Here is a 17,889-nt window from a genome sequence, read left to right on the forward strand (position 1 = left end):
AGGCAGCGACCCGCTCAGATCAGCACGCGCGCTCCCGAGCCCGCGGCAGTGACCGGACCAAAGATCGTAGCTGCCGCCTCGGGGGCATAGCGCTCGACGATGCTTTCAGTGATGGCATTGGCCCGGCAGATCTCCCCGAACATGCTGGCGCTGGGACGTGGACGCCGCTCTTGGGTTCGTGGGTTCAGCTCGACCAGACCAAAGTGGGCACTCCAGCCCTCGTTCCATTCGAAGTTATCAACCAGCGTCCAGTGAAAATAGCCACGCACTGGCAGCCCTTCACGAATAGCACGATGGAGCATGGCCAGATGCTCCAAAATGGCCCGCGGACGGAGGCGATCCTCGACATCATTGAGGCCATGCTCGGTAACATACAGCGGCTTATTGCCTCGTGTGCTGCGATAAACCAAATGGAGTACGCGATAGAGACCCTCGGGATAGACTTCGCCGAAGTAGCCACCACGCCCAGGGTCCTGCATCGGTGCTCCTGGACGCGGAAAGCGCCGGCCAAAAAGTTCGCCCGGTCGTCGCGGGTCAAAAGCGACAAGATCGCGAGTATAGTAGTTGACGCCGTGATAGTCACGCGCACCCGCCGCTCGCGGCACCGTCGACAGGACGAACCTGAGCGGGAGCGGCAAACGCTCACCCTCAGCCAGTTTCAGCGCCAGCCAGTTGAAGAAGGTATCTTGCAGACCAGCTACTACTCGATCGAGAGGAGAATAGGAACAAGCAGCCTCTAAGAGACGATAATTAAGGCAATAGCCGATCTGCCCCTCGGGCTGCAATTCGCGAATAGCATAGAAAGCCTGCACATGGGCTGCCATTAGATTGCGCAAGACGTGCAAAGCGCGGAGCGCACTCTGTTCACCAGGCGGGAACTCGCCAGTGAGATAGCCCAGAAAGGCGTAGACGTTCGGCTCGTTGATCGTCAACCAGAACGAGCAAAGGTCGCGCAGATGCTCTACCACAAAACGGACAAAGCGCACGAAATAGCGGATATTCTCCTCGCGGGCAAAGCCGTCGCGATCGGCGAACCAGAGCGGATCGGTAAAGTGATGCAGCGTCACCAGGGGGGTCATATGACGCCGGCGCAGGTCACTCAGGAGAACACGATAGCGCTCCAGAGCGCTCTCGTCCCAGCGTCCTTCTTCCGGTTCGATGCGGCTCCACTCCAGGCTCAGGCGCAGAGCGTTGTTTTCCATCTGCTCGGCCAGCTCGAAATCGCGCTCGGCTTGTTGCCACCAGTTGGCGGCTACTGCACTGCGCTCGCCTGTCAGGGTACGCCCCTGCTGCTCCCAGCGATACCACTGGTTGTTGACATTGCCACCCTCACACTGATGAGCCGATGAGGCCGTGCCCCAGAGGAAGCCCTCGGGGAACTGCAGCTTGCGTTCTCTCGCCATTCTCTCTCCTTGGGTACGAGCTTGTGTGCGGGAGGCGCAGCGCAGCAGCGCGGCACCTGTGTCTATTCTAGCCCGCATCGCCAGTCAGAGCAAGACCGGCCAGCTAAGGCGGGCAGATACGGCCAGCGCTCCAATCTGCCCGCCCCTGGAGAGATCGACGGCGGTGAGGATCAGCCGCTAACTGGGAAGGTAGATCGAGACACGGCCCGTTCCCTGACAATCAGGGCAAACCTGCCGCTTGAGAGGGTCCAGGTAGCCGAAGCCCCCACACATGTTGCATACATCCTCTTCGCCGTTGCGCATACAGCTTAGACGGTCATCCGAGTCGTACATATTTCCTCCTGTCCTGTTCTATTGAGCTAAGAGCGCCCGCAGTCAGTGAAGATTGTGACACCACCAGGATACCTTTCACCTTCCCTTCTGGTTATTCCTGGTGATGTTTTCTGGACAAAGTGTAACAATTTCTCATCTAAATGGATAAGTTACTTTTTTTCCTATTTTATGGGAATCTATGGCACATGTCATTAATATAAAAATCATAACAATTGATTATTTACTTGTCGATTAGAATCAAATCAATGTCACTGTATTCTCTTTTCAAGGAGGAGAACGGTGCTAGAGCAATGGGAAGCACTGGTGACACATTTTTCAGGAGTCACCGATCGTCTGGGAAAAGGCATCGATGAGGAGATCTTCGAGACGGTTGTGACGCTCAATGCCGTAGGACTCCCGACTATCATGTCCTGTGGCGGTCACCTTGACGAGAGGCGTGGCTTGCTGCTTCCTTGGGTTGACATCGGTCCCCAGGATTCAGAATTTAAAGCGCTGGTTCAGGAAGAGCAAGAGCTGGTCCTGAAAGTGAGCCTGGCTCATCAGCATCTCTCAGCGCTGCGCGAGCAGGAGCATTGCGAGGAGAGTCTCCTGGCAGAGGTCCAAAGCCAGGTCTATGAACTGGCCCGCCGGATGCGTGAGGCCCAGCGGCAGCTGCTCATCTGGCAGATTCCTCTACGCACCAGGCTCGTCAGGTACCTCAATCAGTTTTATGAAGGGAGAATGGTTCCTTTTGACCGCCGCCTGATTCTGGCGCCGGGTCTCTATACGCGTCTGCAGAGCCAGGGGGCCATTGACCTCTACCTTGAAGCTCCCCGTGAGCTTCAGCGCCAGAAGCTGGAGGAGTACCGCCAGGAGATGCACGAATTCACCGCGTTTCTGAAGCAGCTCTATTTCTCAGGCCAGATAGATCAGCATGGGCAGACCTGACCAGCTCACCTCTCGCTACCTGCCAGACTCCAGCGATACAGAGGCTAACAGAGAGAAGGAAGAGCCAGCATCAGGAGAAGATCCAGACAGTGCGGACCGGACCACAGGCGTGAACCGGGCGAGAAGCTGGTCCACGCCTGTGCCCACTCAGTCGATGGGAATAAAGCCGATCACGTCGTAGGGAATATTCAGGGCTTTCTGCAGCGCCTTCAGGGTCTGGATGTCGCTGATGACACGGTTATAGAGTTCAATCTTGGCAATCGCATCGCGGCTCATACAGACGGCTTTCCCCAGCTGCTTCTGAGTCAGGTGCCGTCGGCGCCGATATTCTCTGAGCTGCTTCCCGGTGAACATGGTCGCCTCCCTACAGTGAAGCGTACAAAAAGTAGAGCCATTTTTATACTTAAAAATCCACAATTTGTACGCTTATCACTGTATATGACGAACGATGGTGCAGCGTATCAAACTCTCTTTCCCCAGAAAAAAGGCCGTCCGCCAGCGGCAAGCTAAACTGGCGGACGGTCCAGCAAAGGTAAGGTCTGCTGCGTGCCGGAATAACCGGGCCAGGCCGGCATCGGGCGAGGGGAGGAAAGAAAGCTCCCGGTCGACTCGTGCCCAGCCGCGCAGAGGGTATGGGCCAGCTACTCGCGGATGCTGCGCGGCGGCAGCGGACGCACCAACGGACTCATCATCGGCGTCTCTTTTTTATCACGTGGCAGGCGCTGACGCACCAGGTAGTTCGGAGCGAGGGCCAGATCCTCCTTCTCCAGGGTCACATCGGGGCCGAAGCGGTTGAAGAAGGAGAGTTCAAAGTTCGGCGTCTCGCCCAGCGCGCCATGCGGGCAGACCTCCACGCAGTCGCCACAGAAGATGCAGCGATCCAGTGCGAATGAGTAGCGTGTCAGCTTGCGCTCAGCCATCATTAGCGAGCCAGTCGGGCAGACCTGCACACAGGCACCGCAAGAGACGCAGTCGGTATCGTGCAGACTGACGTTGAAGGGCGTCGAGACGATCGTATCGAAGCCCTTGCCGAACATGCCGTAGCAGTCGGGACCGATCACGTCATGGCAGACACGTACGCACTGCGTGCAGTTGATGCACTTATTGGGATCGCGCAGGATGAAGCTGTGCGAGAGGTCGACGTCGTAATCGTGATAATCGCTCGGCTCGCCATCGTGGAAGCGGTTATCGACCAGGCCGTGCTCGATGCTGTAGCGCTGCAGGTCGCACTGACCGGCAGCCGGGCAGGCGCACTGCAGACAGCGAGCGGCCTCGCGCTTGGCCTGCTCCTCCAGATAGCCCATCTCGATGATGCGGAAGTTGCGCTTGCGCTCCTCATAGGGGAGCATGGGCATCTTGACCTTCGGCTCGACGGGCTTGTAGGGCACGATATCGAAGAGGTCAGGCTTGCGCTCCTCCAGCTCCAGGCGACGCGCCACCTCATTCATATCCTCGCCATTCAGATAGGCGTGGATCGAGCGAGCCGCCAGCTTGCCCTGAGCAACACACTCGATGATGGTGCGCGCGCCCATCTGGGCATCGCCTCCTGCAAAGACCCCACGGCGATCGGTCATCAGATTATAGGGGTTGGTCTGGATTGTGCCCCACTTGGTCCACTTGACACCCGACGTTTCATCGAGCACCGAGCGATCAGGCTTCTGGCCATAGGCAGGGATAATGGTATCGCAAGGAATGACATGCTCAGAGCCAGGAATTGGGACCGGGCGACGGCGTCCGCTGGCATCAGGCTCTCCCAGGCGGTTCTTAATAAACTCCAGGCCTGTGACGCGATTATGTTCATCGGTAATGACGCGCGTTGCCTGCTCATAGAAGAGCAGCTCAGTCCCTTCGGCCTCGGCGTCCTCGATCTCTTCCATCGTGGCTGTCATCTCTTTGATCGAGCGGCGATAGGCCGTATGGACCTTGGCACCCAGGCGCAGCGATGTGCGCGTACAATCAAAGGTAGTGAAGCCGCCGCCGAGGACGATCACCTCAGCTCCTTCTTTGACGGGCACGGGCTTGCCTTCGACCTTCTCCCCGAGGAAGGCAATGGCATTGACCACGCCTTCTGCATCTTCGCCCGGTGCTCCCAGCGGGTTGCTCGTCCAGGCCCCGATGGCCAGGAAGACGGCGTCAAAGCCCTGGGCAAAGAGATCATCGATCGTGAAGTCGCGGCCCAGCTTGACATTGCACTGCAGATCGACCCCCAGCTCCCAGACATGGTTCAGCTCACGGTCCATCATATCCTTCTGCAGGCGATACTCAGGGATGCCGTAGCGCAGCATCCCACCGGGCTGCGGCTGCATATCGAAGATCTTGCAGTAGTGGCCCTTGAGAGCCAGATAGTAGGCACAGGTCAGGCCAGCGGGGCCAGCGCCAACGATCGCCACCTTCTTGCCCGTCGGCGGGTCCTTGACAAAGGGTACCGGCGGATCAAGCAGGCAGGTTTCTGCTGCATGGCCGTGCATGCGACAGATGGCGATCTCCTCATCGACCAGGGCACGCCGACAGGCCTTCTGACAGGGCGCTGGGCAGGTCAGGCCCAGGATATAGGGGAAGGGCAGAACCTCCTTCACCAGGCGCGCCGCCTCTTTCATCGATCCCTTCGCGATCAACTCTAGATAGCCCGGGATATCGATGTGGGTCGGGCAATCGACCTGGCAGGGTGGCTGACAGTAGGCATTATGGTCCGAGAGGATCATCTCCAGGTTGGTACGCCGGATGTGAAACAGCTCATCCGACTGAGTGCGCACCACCATCCCGGGCTGTGCAGGCGTATTACAGGAAGGCAGGGGCCGATCGTAGCCCTCGATATGCACCAGGCACATGCGGCAGGCCGAGGTCGGCTCCAGCTTCTCATCGTTACACAGGTTAGGGATCTCGATGCCATTCTCCTCCGCCACGCTCAGGATCGTCTGATTCTCGTACGCGCGCACAACCTTGCCGTCGATGGTCAGCGTGAAGCTGGGCTGGCCCACCTCGTTGCGCACTATTCCATTATGCCCATCCTGAGCAAGCGGCGTGAAGCGATCTCTGATTGATAGTGCCATGACGAATATGCCTCTTTTCGAGTGAGCAGTCTCACGACGTGCCTGGCACGCTGGATCAGCGCGCAGAACAGAGGCAGAACGCCGCTTTGCGTCCCAGACACCGACTGTTTGACTGACCGTGTGACCGACCGTTGAGCCGTCAGATCTGACAGCCGTGGGTGCTCTTGTGTTTTTTAGGGCAGCACGTGCTTGGTGACGAAGCGATGGGAGCGCACCGGCACACAGGTCCCCGTTGGACACTGTTGCTCTTCAATATGCATCTGGAAATGCTCTGGCCAATAGCGGCGGGCCGTCTTATACGCATTGGGGGCCTGGATGCCGAAGCCACAGAGAGAGCCATCGGGGACATAGCCGGCCAGCTCATCCAGCAGATCGAGATCCGAGCGCACGCCCAGGTCGCTGATAACGCCTTCGAGGATGCCCGTCATGCGCTTGACCCCGATGCGGCAGGGCACACACTTGCCACACGACTCGTTGCTCAGATAGCGTGTGCGCTCCATCGCCCAGGCCACCATGCAGGTCTGAGCGGGCAGAAGCTCGATGACGCCAGATCCGACAATGGCGCCGGCCTCCTCCAGGGGATCAAAGTCAAAAGGCAGATCGAGCAGGCTGACCGGTAAAGCCCCACCCTCAGCACCGCCAACGACGACAGCGCGCAGCTCGCTGTCTGGATGGTTCAGGCCAGCATGGCGCAGGATCTCGCGCAGACTGCTGCCAAACGGGACCTCGACTACCCGTGGCTCGGCATCGGGGACCGCATCGTAGATGGTCAGCACCTTCGTGCCAGGCGTCGTCTCGCTACCCAGACGTCGGAAAGCCTCGGGGCCGTCGCGTACAATCAGAGGAACATTGGCCAGCGTCTCCAGTGAGTTGATGGCCGTCGGCTTGTCCCACAGTCCATAGACGGCTGGATAGGGTGGACGCTGCTCCGGCATCCCGCGCCGGCCCTTGATAACAGCAATCTGGACTGTCTCTTCGCCCCCAATGAAGCCGATGTCGAACCCCACGACGTTGATCGTACAGTGGAAGGTCGTCCCAAGGATCGAACGGCCTACTAACCCGGCCTCCAACGCTTCATTGAGCGCCTGCTGCACTGCCTCGATTCCCTCGCGGAAGAGGCTGCGCGTCATCAAATAGGCCTCCGTTGCCCCAACGGCATAGGCGGCCAAAAGGATTCCTTCGATTATCTGATGTGGATTGCGCTCCAACAAAGAGCGCGCTGCCCACGAGCGCGGATCGGCATCGTAGGCATTGCAAATGACGTATTTGGGCGATTCCTGCTGACGGCGCACAATACGCCACTTCTCGCCCGTCAGGCGTCCAGCGCCACCGCGCCCGCGCAGGCGGGCCTCGCTCACCAACTGGATCACCTGCTCAGGCGTCTGATCATGCAAAGCGCGTTCGAGCGCGCTATAGCCTCCCTGCTGCCGGTAGCTCTGGAGCGAGCGCAGATCAGGCTCGCCGCGCCGTCGCAGAACGCGATAGGCCGAATCGAACTCAGGCATCTGGCTGCCTCACATGATGAATATTTCCCCACACCCCACGCTTATCAGGTGCCAGCCCGCGCTCGGGCTGATCATCGCGCGTGATCCCCTTGACTGCCGGCGCCGGCTTGAACTTCGGGCTGAGCGTCGCGATCCCAAAGATATCGCTGAGATCGACACCGCGCGCCTGGACGATGCGCTTGGCGGCCTGCAGCGGCAGATAGCCGTAATGGTCCATGACGGCATCCAACAGGGCCGGCAGGGCCGCCGCTTCATGCGGCCACTGCTCCAGCAACTCATCCACCTTGCTCAGATCAATCTCCGGCTCCAGATGATCTTTAACTGGCATCGCCACACACGGCGCGACTGGGCGATTGGGATAGGCTGTGGCATACTCAGAGATGCGCGGCGTATAGAAACCGGCTTTCGAGATGCCAGTCGCTTCGGGAATCTTGCGCGAAGTGAATTTCTCAGCGCCCTCACGAATGTAGGAACGGAACCAGGGCCGTTCCTTCCAACGGTGCAGCGGCTCGTACTCGATCGTGATGGCGCGCGGCGGACAGGCCTTCTCGCAGAGCAAGCAGGCCTCGCACTTCAGATTTAGCTCGGTCTTAAGTCCCTCTTCAGCAATCAACTGGATCAGCCCGCGGCTTCGCGGCGGCAATTTAGGCTTCTCATAAGGATAGAGCCGTGTCACCTTGGGCCGGAAGAGGTGGCTGAAGGTCAGCCCCATTCCCTGCAGGATGCCACGCATGGGCTACACCTCGCCTTCCTTCTCACCGCGCACCTTCAGGCCCTGCTTGAGAATCTTCTCGCGCAGCTTGAGCAGCCCTTCGATCAGCGCCTCTGGCCGCGGCGGACAACCGGGCACGTAGACATCAACCGGCACAATGGTATCAACGCCCTGAACGGTGTAGTAACTATCGTAGAACTCACCGCCCGAGTTGGCGCACTGCCCCATGCTGATGACCCACTTCGGTTCGGGCATCTGCTCCCAGAGCAGACGCAGGCGCGGCGCCATTTTGACCGAGACCGTGCCGGCGACAATCATCAGGTCAGCCTGACGTGGGCTGGAACGGAAGACTTCCGAGCCAAAACGGGCCAGATCATAGTGCGACTGCGCGCTCGCCATCATTTCGATGGCACAGCAGGCCAGACCATAGCCCAGCGGCCACACCGAGCGCGAGCGCGCCCAGTTCTGAGCCCATTGAAGCATATCGGCTAGACTGGTAATCGCCACTGGTAGCTCTTGATCACCTGGCGTATATTCGTGGGGGCCAGTCGCCATCGCAATGGGAACGGGCTTGCGCCGCGTTCCAGGCACTGCGGCTCTCTCCCCCGCTTGCTGGCTCGTCGTATTACTCATAAGATGATTGCTCCTCTACTGATTGCCCCTCGCCAAAGATGAGGCGACTTGCTCTCTCGGAACTGGAACAGGGATTCCCCGCTCGGAGGGGCGATGCTTCTCCTGGCCTTGTGGTCCGCAGTTTATTATAGCACGTTTCACCCATTGACGCCAGAAAAGGGCGCCGCCGCGGAGCGGCCTCCGCAGCCGCTCTCTCCCCCTGGCGCTCCCCTCCTCGCCAGCGTCCACCCAGCTCTTGTCACCCTAAGCGGCCCTCGCTCTGCCTGCTTTACCTTGCCTTGCCTTGCCGTCTCGAATCGGCTATCATGGCACTGTCCATCCAGCGGATAGCGAACCTATCCCTACGTAGGTTCACCTCAAGTTGGAGGTCAAGGCTTAAGATCGTACAGGGAGGATTCCTGCATTGGGTACCTACAAGATCGCCGTCCTGCCAGGCGACGGCATTGGCCCCGAGGTGACCACCCAGGCTCTGCGTGTGCTGGAACGGGTCGGTGCCCGCTTTGGCCACACTTTCCAGACAACGCAAGCCCTCGTCGGAGCCGCCGCTATCGAGGCCGAGGGCGATGCTATTTCCGATGCGACGATGGCCCTCTGTCAAGAGAGTGATGCCATCCTGTTCGGCGCTGTGGGAGGCGTCTCTCGCTACGAAGGCCCTAACTCCAAGGTCCAGCCTGAGCGCGCCCTCTTCCGCCTGCGTAAAGAGCTGGAGTTGTTTGCGAATCTGCGCCCGGTGCGTCCGTTTAAGGCGCTGCTGAATGCCTCAACGCTGAAGCCTTCGATCCTTGAGGGGACCGACCTGCTGGTTGTGCGTGAACTCACGGGCGGCATCTATTTCGGCAAGCCTAGCGAGATCCGCCAGACCCCACACGGCCTGGAGGCTATCGATACTCTGCTCTACAGCGAGGGGGAGATTGAACGCATCGTACGCACGGCCTTCGAGTTGGCCCGAGGTCGTACCAAAAAGAAGGTGACCTCGGTCGATAAGGCCAATGTACTCAGCTCTTCTCGCCTCTGGCGTCGCGTGGCTGAGCGCGTCGCCGCTGACTATCCCGACATCACTTTTGAGCATTTGCTGGTTGACGCCTGCGCGATGCATTTGATCCGTCGTCCAGCCAGCTTTGATGTGATTGTGACAGAAAATATGTTCGGTGATATTTTGACTGATGAGGCCTCGATGCTGGCTGGCTCGATGGGCATGCTTCCGTCGGCAAGTCTGGGGACGCGACAGACAGCGCATGGTACCTTCGGCCTCTATGAGCCAATTCACGGCTCGGCCCCCGATATCGCTGGCCAGAATAAGGCCAATCCGATCGCCTCGATCCTCTCGCTGGCGATGCTGCTGCGGCACTCCTTGAGCCTGGAGGCAGAGGCTCAGGCGGTCGAGCGCGCTGTTGAGCAGGTGATCGATGCCGGCTATCGTACCGAAGACCTGCAGGAAGCGGGGAAAACCATCGTCGGGACCGAGGAGATGGGGCGTCTGATCGCCGAGGCAGTCACGGCGACCTCATCCTGATCGACGGCGGGGTTATCCTACCCTGCCTTCCTTCCTTATTTTTCGGTTGTCTGGTCGCCTTTACCTTGCTCAGGCATAGCCAGTCTAAGCGAGGGGAACAGGCGGCCAGACACTAGCCAGCCCAGACTTGCAGGCGAGCTGGCCAACGAGAGAAGCAGATAAGAGAGGACAGGCGGCAGATGGCACAGAGCCACCTGTGGCCCAGGGGCGGCGAGCACTCTCAGACAGCTCCCCGCCGGGATAGGCCACCATCTGCAGCGGCTTATTGCTCCCTAGCCCATCATTGGTTTCGGACAGGGTCCCAGGTGTTGCAGGCGCGCTCGCATCTCCTCTAGACGGGCAAGAAGCCGCTGCCGCTGCTCCTCTCCCTGTTCCGCTCCTTCTGGCGGCTGCTCCCTCTGCTCTTGCTCAACAAGTGCCTGCTCAAGACTTGCAATCTCGGTGAGCAGCCGCTGACGTTGCACATACCAGCGCGTGACCGCTCGTTCTACACCCATTGCTCGCTTTATGATTCCTGGCTTCATTCCCACAGGCCGATCAGGCCGGGCCATGCGCCGTTACGCTATGCGCAGGAGCGAGGTCATTAGCCGCGTCGCGGCTACGAGCGACGCAGCAGCTGAGCACCTGCCTACCACCCGCTGATCGGCCCGGCCCTGCTGCCCGCTGATCTAGGCACTGGCGCCATAGACGAGGCGATTCAGCGTCGAGATTAGCTCCTCATCCTGATAGGGTTTGACAATGTAGGCGCTGGCCCCAAGCTGCATGGCGCGCTGCTTATGCTTCGAGGCGGCGCGTGAGGTCAGGACCACCAGCGGCAAGGTGCGATACTGCTCTTGTGAGCGGACAGTGGCCATCAGCTCGTAGCCATCCATGCGCGGCATCTCGATATCGAGTAGGACTGCTGCCGGTGGCTGAGTAGAGATCAGCTCCAGAGCTTCGACGCCATCACGAGCCGTCTGGACCTCCCAGCCGTGTTGCTTGAGCATATTACTTACCACGCGGCGCACACTCGGGCTATCGTCCACCACCAGCACATGCCTGCCGCGCTCCACGCGCTGCGAGGGGAGCGGAGTTGCCGGCGGGCGTACCGCAGGTAGCACCCCGGTATTGACAGTCACTGTTGTGGCCGCCGCAGCCAGCGAGGCCGGCATCTGAGCTTGCGCGGTCGCAGCAACTGCCAGACTCTCCTGCGGTTGCGACAGGGTGCCCGCGATGGCTCCCGTGCCGCGGCGCTGTACCGAGAGCAGCTCGTTCAGCTCCAGGATCAGAATCACACGCCCGTTGCCGAGCACGGTGCCGCCAGCGATTCCATGTACATGACGCAGATGGGGACCCAGGTTCTTCATTACCACATCCATGCGGGTCCTGACTTCGTCCACCACCAGCGCTACACGATGACGACCCGTATTCACCAGGAGCAGCGGAGAGCGCTCATCGATTTCACCGGCGGGCAGCTTGAGATAGTGAGCAAGCTGGCTGAGTGGATAGACATCGTTCTGCACCACGACCGCCGGGCGCCCGCCGTGAGTTGTGCGCTTAAAGGTATCGAGCCGGCCAATGGCCTCGACCAGCGTTGTTGGGACAGCATACTGCTGGTCGCCGACGCGGACCATCATCACGCTTTGAATGGCCAGACTGGTGGGGAACTTCATGGTGAAGGCTGTCCCCTGGCCCGGCGTCGAATCGACCTCTAGCGTGGCCCGCAGACGTGAAATGCTATCGCGTACCACATCCAGGCCCACGCCACGCCCACTTTCCTCACTGACCACCTCAGCGGTCGAGAAGCCGGGGCGGAAGATCAGATCGATGACGTCGCTGGGTGAGAGAACCTGATCGGGCCGGATCAGTCCACGGGCAATGGCTGCTTGACGCACCCTCTCGGGATCGATACCGGTCCCATCGTCGCGCACCGTAATCACTACCTGATTGCCCTCGTAGGAGGCCGAGAGCTTGACGAGGCCTGCCGCCGGTTTACCCTTGCGCACACGTACCTCTGGCTCCTCGATGGCATGATTGACAGCGTTGCGCATCAGGTGCAGCAGCGGACCGGCGATCTCCTCATAGACCGTGCGATCAACTTCAGTATCCTCGCCTTCGGTCACAAAGTTGATCTCCTTATGCTGCTTGAGCGCGACGGAGCGGACCGCGCGATAGAGGCGTGGGATCATCGACGAAAGCGGCACCAGGCGCGTCTTCATCAGGCGATCCTGGAAGGTGGTGCTTAGACGGCTTTCACGGGCGAAAATGCTCTCGCACTCGCGGATGACCGCCTCCATCTCGCTGCTCAGGGTAATCATGTCCGAGACGCCCTCGCTGAGACCGCGGGTGAGCTGATGGAATTCCGTATAGCGGTCCAGCTCCAGCTCATCGAACTCGGCCAGGTGTGCCGGCTCGCCGTTGCCGGTGGGAGCAGGACGTCCGGCCTGAAGAGCCGGCAAGCGAGAGGCGCCATTGCCCGTGCCAGGGGGAACCTGGACCACGCGCCCACTGGGCAAGGTTGCCGCCTCAAAGCGGCTCTCTAGCTTCTGACCCACATCGCGCAGGCGCTCACTACTCATGCTCACATCGGCCACCAGGCGCATCAGGCGCTGGATATGCTCTTCAAGAGCACTGCGGTTGACCAGCAATTCGCCGAAGAGATTCACCAGCTCATCCAGTTTCTGGAGACGCACACGCACGCTCAACTCAGCAGCTGGCGAACGTTGCATCAGCAATTCGCCGGCAGAGGAAGCGGCCTCGGACACGGTACGAGAGAAGGTCGAGCTCTCAGGGCCTTCGCTGCTCTCGAGGAGGCTCTCCAGCTCCTCTTCAGCGGGCAGAGGCGAGAGCTGCTGCTCACCAAGCAGCTCAGCGTAGCGTGCTCGCATAGCCGCCACAGCCGCTTCCAGAGTTGCGCGATCCTCACCCCGGTTATTGATGAGGCGATCAAGGGTCTCCGCTGTATCGAGAATGATGCCGATTACAGGCGGGGTGATAGCGATCCGACCTTCCATGATGCTATCGAGCAGATCCTCGGAGACGTGGCAGAGGTCCGCGATAAGGCGGAAGCCCATCATGCCCGCCGCTCCTTTAAGGGTATGGGTCGCGCGTCGGATACTCTGGAGAATATCTCGATCCTCGGGCGACTTCTCCAGAGCGGCCACATTCATACTGATCGTCTGCAGATGCTCCTCCGCCTCCAATCGGAAGATTTCAGCGGCCTCCTCGCCAAAGTCAGTGCCCTCACTGACCGCCGAGCCACCGCTTGCTGACGATACGGAAGGAGCAGGCACAGGTGAAGGTGGCGGTGGCGGTGCAACCACGGGCGGAGGATTGACCTGAGCCCGCGGGATCTCCAACGCAGGCAGCGGCCCGCTACCCGACGGTGGTTGCTGCAAGTTGGCAGCCGTCTCCAGATCGGCGTTCCCTGTCAGCTGAGCCAGAAACTCACGGCGCACCTCAATCTCAATCTCATTACGCAGCCGCTTGACCAGCTCCTCGTAACTCTCCTGCCCATCAGGTCCAACGATCTCATGCTGAAGTTGACGCTGGCGTTCAAATTCCTGGCGCACCTCCTCACGGATCTGGCGCTCCAGCTCCATGCGCGCAGCCAGAGAGAGAGGACGCTGCTCATACTCACGGCGCAGCTCTTCACGGATCTTTGCCTCTAGCTCAGCGCGCAAGGCTGCCAGATCTCCCTGGCGCTCAAAGGTCACGCGCTCGCGCACTCCACTCACATCGCGAGCGACCTGCACCTGCCAGGGCGTCCAACCCGGCTCTTGATTGGCCAGTGTCTGAGGCAAGCGCTCCAACAAGTCGCCGCACGCCTCAACCGAGCTGCGGAGCTGGTGCAGCGTTGTCTGGATCTGTTCATCGGTCGCCTCAACACCGCTTGTGATGCGCGAGAGCAGCTCTAGCACCTTCTTGAGCTTGGTATTAACCACCCACATCACTGAGAGCGGCAGATAACGGCGTACCTTCTCGGGGCTCTTACGCAGATTGAGACCCATCGCCTGGCCTGCCCAGTCTTCCATCCGCTCCAGAGCATCTTTCGAGCCATCAAGGAAGCCGCGGAACTCGCTGCGCTGCTCCTCGATGATGCTCACAGCCTGCTGCAGTTGGGTCAGCAGGGTATGCAACGTATTGACTTGCTCTTCAAGCGAGAGGGTTTCCTGGCGCAGATCGCTATAGAGCCGCGAGGCAGAGGCCGGCAAGACAAGCCCTTCCTCGGTCAGGCCCGAAGGCTGCTCAGACTGGGGTGATCCGGGCTGCGACCAGCCCGACGGTGCTTGCAACGGCTGCGCTGACAGTGAGCGCAGCGGTTGTAGCGGCTGGACAAACTGTGTATGGGGAGCAAGCGGCTGCGACTGCGACCAATCCGGGAGAGCGCCCAGGTCTGCATCAGCAGCAGTGGCCTGGCCCCGAGCTTCGGGCTGAGGGGCAGTAAAGCGACTGACCAGCTCTTCCAACGGCGAGGGGGCGCGAGGCGAACGTGACTGTTCCTCACCAGGAGGAGAGCCAGTCGACGAAGGAGTTCCCTCGGAGCTGCGGAAGCTGGCAGCTAACATATCCAAGGCGCTCGGGGCCGCCGGCGCGGAGGGCGAGGCAGGAGAAGCTGGCGTTTCGGGTGACTGCTGAGAGAGCGGAACAGGATCTTCCGGCCAGAGTGGTTCCTCATCGGCCGGAGTACTGGGCGTGCGGAAGGCAGCCAGCATCTCATCGAAGGAAGGGAGTAAACCCTCCTGTCCGGTAGCAGGCGGATAGGGCGATTCGGGTAAAGGAGTCGACTGAGGAGAAGAGGCGGATACCGACTGCTGCTGATACGCATAGGACTCGCCTAAGCCCAGGCCATCCTCCTGGAAACCGTAGTGCTGAGAAGGCGGCGTGGGAGCGTGGGAGCGTGGAGAATCATGATAGTCCTGCTGGGGCTGACCCTGGTAGCCTGGTCTATCCGTATGATAGCCCTGGTACTCGTGTGCGTAGTGCTCTGGGGCGACCGATTGTGGGGATTGATGATCCAATGGCTGGGAGGGAGTAGAGGCCAGATCTGGCGAACCCGGAACAACCTTCCCAGCGGCCTCCTGGAGGGCGCGATAGCGACTATAGTCGGCATCGTCTTCAGCAATAATGGCATCCTGGTTGACGGAATTATCGCGAATTCCATCGATCAGCACATGCAGGCGTCGCAGAGAACGACGCAGCAGGGCCAGCGTAGGCTCATCGAGGGTAGTCAGGCCATCGAGCACATCCCCCAGAATATCCTCCATGCCATGAGCCACATGGGCCAGGCCGGGGAAATCCATCATCGAGGCTGAGCCGCCGATTGTATGCGTGCGACGATAGGTCTCTTCGAGAGCATCCATGTCGCCGGGAGACTGAGCCAGGCGGTCAAGGTTCGCCTCGATCTCTGGCAGGTAGCTCTTCACCTCTTCGATAAACGAATCGAGCACTGACAGTTTATCAAATGTATTTGACATGCTGCACGCACCCACTTATTCTAGTCGATCGAACTCGGTTTCGCGGGATGCCGAGGCGCGAAACGTAGAAACGCGGCGGGGGGCGCTGGCCCGACCTCGCCCCCTGGTCGAAGCCCTGGGCGCCCCTCCCTTCCGTCTTCGCCTGATGCTGATGGTGCAACGGCTACTGGCCGAACTGCCCGTTATTGCCTCGCGGGAAAGGCGTCTGTTCTGGTTTTGGGAACGGCGACTGACCCGGCTGCTGATGCGGCGATTGCTGAGGAGCTGCTCCTGGCGGGGTCCAGGGCTGACGCTGCTGTGGTCCCTGTCCCTGACCCGACTGAGGTGGTGCTCCGAAGGTCTGCGGAGGCACTGAACCAAACTGACCGCCACCAGAGTAGGGGACCGCTCCCTGGCCTGAGCTGCCGAAACCTGCCCCCGATGCGGGGGGATTGGCGAAAGGCTGCTGTGAGAAAGCCGACTGCCCCTGCGGACCAGAGAAGCCCTGGTTAGCAAAGGGATCAAAGGAGCCGAAGGCGCGCTGAGCCTCGAAAGGTTGGGAGTTAGAGAAAGCCGAGGCGCCGAACTCCTGGTTAAAGGAGGGAGCGGGACTTGAGCCGAAAGCAGCTCCGAAATCCTGCTGACCGGTACTGCCGAAGGAGCCCATGTCGGAGAAGCCAGGGACAGCGCCGAACTCCTGCGGAGCGGCAGGGAAGCCGAACTGAGCCTGATGCTGATTTTGCGCCACGGGCGAAGACATCGCCACCAGGCCAGCGCTTTCCGGCTCAGGGAGCGGTGGGAAATTACCGCCGTAGCTCTGCTGCTGCGGCTGCATCCAGCCGTCGCCGCCCGAGGAGGCATAGAACTGATCGCCACCGGCAGGCAGGCCGGGCACAGCCCCTGGGCCAGTAGCCATACTGCTATTGATCGACTCCAGCACATGGTCGGGCAAGCGGAAAGTCGAGACCGAAGCGCGGAGCTGATCGGCCAGCTCGGCCAGGTAGCTCACGCTAGCGGCGGCTTCCTGTGTACCAGCGTTGGTCTGGCGAGTGATTTCGGAGATCTGGCTCATAGCCACCGCCACCGCCTCTGACACACTGGTCTGCTCATTAGCAGCGCGGGCAATACTCTCGATCATCTGGGCCTGGCGCTCCACAGCGCTATAGATCGAGTTCAGGGCGCGTCCAGCCTCATCGGCGAGCTGAGACCCCTTGACCACCTCCTGCGTACTATCTTCCATTGCCACCACCGCCTCATAGGTATCGCCCTGGATACTCTTGACCAGGGTGGCGATCCGCTTTGTCGACTCCGTCGAGCGCTCGGCCAGGAGGCGGATCTCATCGGCCACCACAGCGAAGCCGCGGCCATGCTCGCCAGCCATTGCCGACTGAATGGCGGCGTTGAGTGCGAGCAGGTTTGTCTGATCAGCGATATCCTCAATGATACGTACAATTTCGCCGATCTCGTTCGAGCGCTCGCCCAGGCGCTTAATCTTCTTGGCCGTCTCCTGGACGTTCTCGCGGATCAGCATCATGCCCTCGATCGTTTGACGCACAGCTTCCTGACCGCTTTGGGCATTGCGCAAAGCCTCCTGAGCGGCCTCATGGCTCAACTGAGCATTGCGAGCCACATTTTGGATGAAGATGGCCAGGGCCTCGACTGCCTCAGTAGTCTGCGAGATCTGCTGCACCTGCATCTCGGAGGCCTGGGCCAGCTCGGCGGCGCGATCCAGAATACGACGAGTGGCATTGGTCACCTGCATGGCCGTGCTCTGCACTCGACCGACCACCTTGGCCAGCTCCTCGATCATATAGTTGAACGAATCGGCGAGCACGCCGAGCGTATCGGGAGTCACCTCGGCCTGGACGCGCAGGTCACCATCGCCGACGGCGCTCACCTCCTGGAGCAGCTTCTCGATCTGGGCCTGCAGAGCGGCGGCGTCGCTGCCGGAGCCGAGGCCAGAGGCACTGTTCGCCTGCGCACTCTGCTGATCAAGCACAGTATTCACCGAAGCGACCAGGCGAGCAAACTCATCATCGCCATCTACCTGGGCACGCACCCGGCGATCTCCCCCGGCGAAATCGTGGCAGACATCGGCCAGGGCCAGGAAGCGGTCCTTGATACGGCTATTGACCAGGTAATTGGTGATGACCACCGCCAAAAGAGCAACGATAGCGCAGATGATGACCACGACGATCAGGACCGACGTATCGGCGGTGGGCATGCTCAGCCGGGCGTAGATGCCCACCAGGATGAGCAGGAAGGCCGGGATAATGGCGGAGACGGCCAACCCCAAATTCATCAGGCCGCTTACCGTCATCCCACCTCGATTACGATCCGGGTTCATCCGCCAGACCTCCTCTATAGAAAATACAGAA

Annotated in this window: 12 protein-coding genes; 2 read left to right on the top strand and 10 right to left on the bottom strand. The window is 60.3% G+C overall.

Features of this window, described 5'->3' with window-relative positions; all coding sequences use genetic code 11:
• Positions 1–14: 14 nt before the first annotated feature.
• Both A4R35_RS08020 and A4R35_RS24205 read right to left on the bottom strand, forming a co-directional pair.
• Positions 15–1,403, bottom strand: coding sequence for a glycoside hydrolase family 1 protein (locus tag A4R35_RS08020; protein ID WP_112428224.1), 1,389 nt, complete (start codon positions 1,401–1,403; stop codon positions 15–17).
• A gap of 177 nt (positions 1,404–1,580) precedes the next feature.
• Positions 1,581–1,736 (bottom strand): hypothetical protein, encoded by a 156-nt coding sequence (locus tag A4R35_RS24205; protein ID WP_189361527.1) that lies wholly within the window; start codon positions 1,734–1,736, stop codon positions 1,581–1,583.
• Positions 1,737–2,015: 279 nt separating this feature from the next.
• Here A4R35_RS24205 and A4R35_RS08025 point away from each other — a divergent pair, with 279 nt between their 5' ends.
• Positions 2,016–2,663 carry a hypothetical protein gene (locus A4R35_RS08025; protein WP_112428226.1) on the top strand — a complete coding sequence of 216 codons (648 nt, stop codon included), beginning with the start codon at positions 2,016–2,018 and terminating at the stop codon, positions 2,661–2,663.
• Positions 2,664–2,810: 147 nt separating this feature from the next.
• On the opposite strand, the gene A4R35_RS08030 is transcribed toward A4R35_RS08025, so the two are convergent.
• The 5 genes from A4R35_RS08030 to A4R35_RS08050 form a co-directional block, all read right to left on the bottom strand.
• Positions 2,811–3,017, bottom strand: coding sequence for a helix-turn-helix transcriptional regulator (locus A4R35_RS08030; RefSeq protein WP_112428228.1), 207 nt, complete (start codon positions 3,015–3,017; stop codon positions 2,811–2,813).
• A 287-nt stretch (positions 3,018–3,304) separates the two neighbouring features.
• The gene (locus A4R35_RS08035; RefSeq protein WP_112428230.1) at positions 3,305–5,713 is read right to left on the bottom strand and encodes an FAD-dependent oxidoreductase; all 2,409 of its coding nucleotides are present in this window, start codon (positions 5,711–5,713) and stop codon (positions 3,305–3,307) included.
• Between the two features lie 173 nt (positions 5,714–5,886).
• Positions 5,887–7,218 carry a complex I 51 kDa subunit family protein gene (locus tag A4R35_RS08040; RefSeq protein WP_112428232.1) on the bottom strand — a complete coding sequence of 444 codons (1,332 nt, stop codon included), beginning with the start codon at positions 7,216–7,218 and terminating at the stop codon, positions 5,887–5,889.
• Positions 7,211–7,951 carry a hypothetical protein gene (locus tag A4R35_RS08045; RefSeq protein ID WP_112428234.1) on the bottom strand — a complete coding sequence of 247 codons (741 nt, stop codon included), beginning with the start codon at positions 7,949–7,951 and terminating at the stop codon, positions 7,211–7,213. The genes A4R35_RS08040 and A4R35_RS08045 overlap by 8 nt, the downstream gene beginning before the upstream one ends.
• Positions 7,952–7,954: 3 nt before the next feature.
• Positions 7,955–8,485, bottom strand: coding sequence for an NADH-quinone oxidoreductase subunit B (locus A4R35_RS08050; protein WP_170293117.1), 531 nt, complete (start codon positions 8,483–8,485; stop codon positions 7,955–7,957).
• 481 nt (positions 8,486–8,966) lie between these two features.
• Here A4R35_RS08050 and leuB point away from each other — a divergent pair, with 481 nt between their 5' ends.
• Positions 8,967–10,076 (top strand): 3-isopropylmalate dehydrogenase, encoded by a 1,110-nt coding sequence (leuB, locus tag A4R35_RS08055; RefSeq protein ID WP_112428238.1) that lies wholly within the window; start codon positions 8,967–8,969, stop codon positions 10,074–10,076.
• Between the two features lie 272 nt (positions 10,077–10,348).
• On the opposite strand, the gene A4R35_RS08060 is transcribed toward leuB, so the two are convergent.
• The 3 genes from A4R35_RS08060 to A4R35_RS08070 form a co-directional block, all read right to left on the bottom strand.
• A complete protein-coding gene (locus A4R35_RS08060; protein WP_112428240.1) occupies positions 10,349–10,573 on the bottom strand; it encodes a hypothetical protein in 225 nt (74 codons plus the stop codon).
• A gap of 171 nt (positions 10,574–10,744) precedes the next feature.
• Entirely contained in the window at positions 10,745–15,532 is a 4,788-nt protein-coding gene (locus A4R35_RS08065) for a response regulator (protein ID WP_112428242.1), read from the bottom strand.
• A 163-nt stretch (positions 15,533–15,695) separates the two neighbouring features.
• Positions 15,696–17,858 (bottom strand): methyl-accepting chemotaxis protein, encoded by a 2,163-nt coding sequence (locus tag A4R35_RS08070; protein ID WP_112428244.1) that lies wholly within the window; start codon positions 17,856–17,858, stop codon positions 15,696–15,698.
• Positions 17,859–17,889 lie beyond the last annotated feature (31 nt).

It is taken from the genome of Thermogemmatispora tikiterensis (assembly GCF_003268475.1).
In the GTDB taxonomy this organism is placed as follows: domain Bacteria; phylum Chloroflexota; class Ktedonobacteria; order Ktedonobacterales; family Ktedonobacteraceae; genus Thermogemmatispora; species Thermogemmatispora tikiterensis.